This window comes from Roseateles sp. P5_E1, assembly GCF_054049335.1.
Genome location: NZ_JBFUMN010000168.1, coordinates 1 through 796, shown reverse-complemented (window position 1 = coordinate 796; position 796 = coordinate 1). Strand labels below are relative to the sequence as shown.

Sequence of the window (796 nt, the reverse complement as noted above, 5' to 3'; positions counted from 1 at the left end):
GGGCCGTACCACTTCAGGTAGAAGCGCTTCCAGCCACGGCGGAAGAACGAATTGAACCCGGCATCGTTGAACGTGCTGGACGCGGCGATCTTGTCCGCATCGCGCAGGGCCAGGGCTTCGTCGCGGATCATCTGCCAGTTCTGGCGCAGCGGCTCCAACTGCGGGAATTCCTTGCCCGGGTCCAGGAAYGGCGTGGTCGGCACTTTGGAAAACGCGTACATGATCACGTTGATCGGAGCCATGAAGCTGGAGTGGTCCAGCAACTGGCGCGACCAGCGCGCGCGGACCTTGCCGCGGTAATGGATGTACAGCACGCAGGCGATGAACAGCACTGCCAGCACGATCTTGATCATCAGTCTTCCTCCGGCAGGGCCGGAACCGAAAAGGTGGGGGCGATGCACGGCAGGAGCCGGCATCGATAAGGCGGCAGGGGGCGGGGACGTGCCGGAGTGGGGGGCGGCCGCCGATGGCGCAGATAACGGCATATGGTCGGCAGAGCCCGCCTCCCGGTCAAGCACGGACTGGGGGGTGGCCAGCGCGGCGTGGCTGAACCAAGCGCCTAGACTGTCCCGATGCACGGACCTGCCCACAACGATCCCTACCCTCCCCTCAGCCAGGCCTACCAAGCATTTTTCGATCCGGTCGCCGGTGCGGCAGCCCCTCGCGCGTGCCGCGTCGACGGCCCGTCCGGCGTGCTGCAGCTGGACCGCCATGGCCCCGCCGACGCCGCCATGAGCGTGGTGCTGGTGCATGGCGCCGGCGGCTACGGACGGATGTTTGCGCCGCTGGCACAGCG

The 796-nt window shown here is 66.9% G+C and carries 1 protein-coding gene and 1 pseudogene; one reads left to right on the top strand and one right to left on the bottom strand.

The annotated features are described in order from the left end of the window. The coding region (locus ACXJKJ_RS30405; protein ID WP_457395131.1) for an aspartyl/asparaginyl beta-hydroxylase domain-containing protein at nt 1–350 on the bottom strand (350 nt) is incomplete at its 3' end. Between the two features lie 222 nt (nt 351–572). Here ACXJKJ_RS30405 and ACXJKJ_RS30400 point away from each other — a divergent pair. Further along, nucleotides 573–796 (top strand): annotated as a pseudogene (locus ACXJKJ_RS30400) (hypothetical protein); the annotation flags it as partial.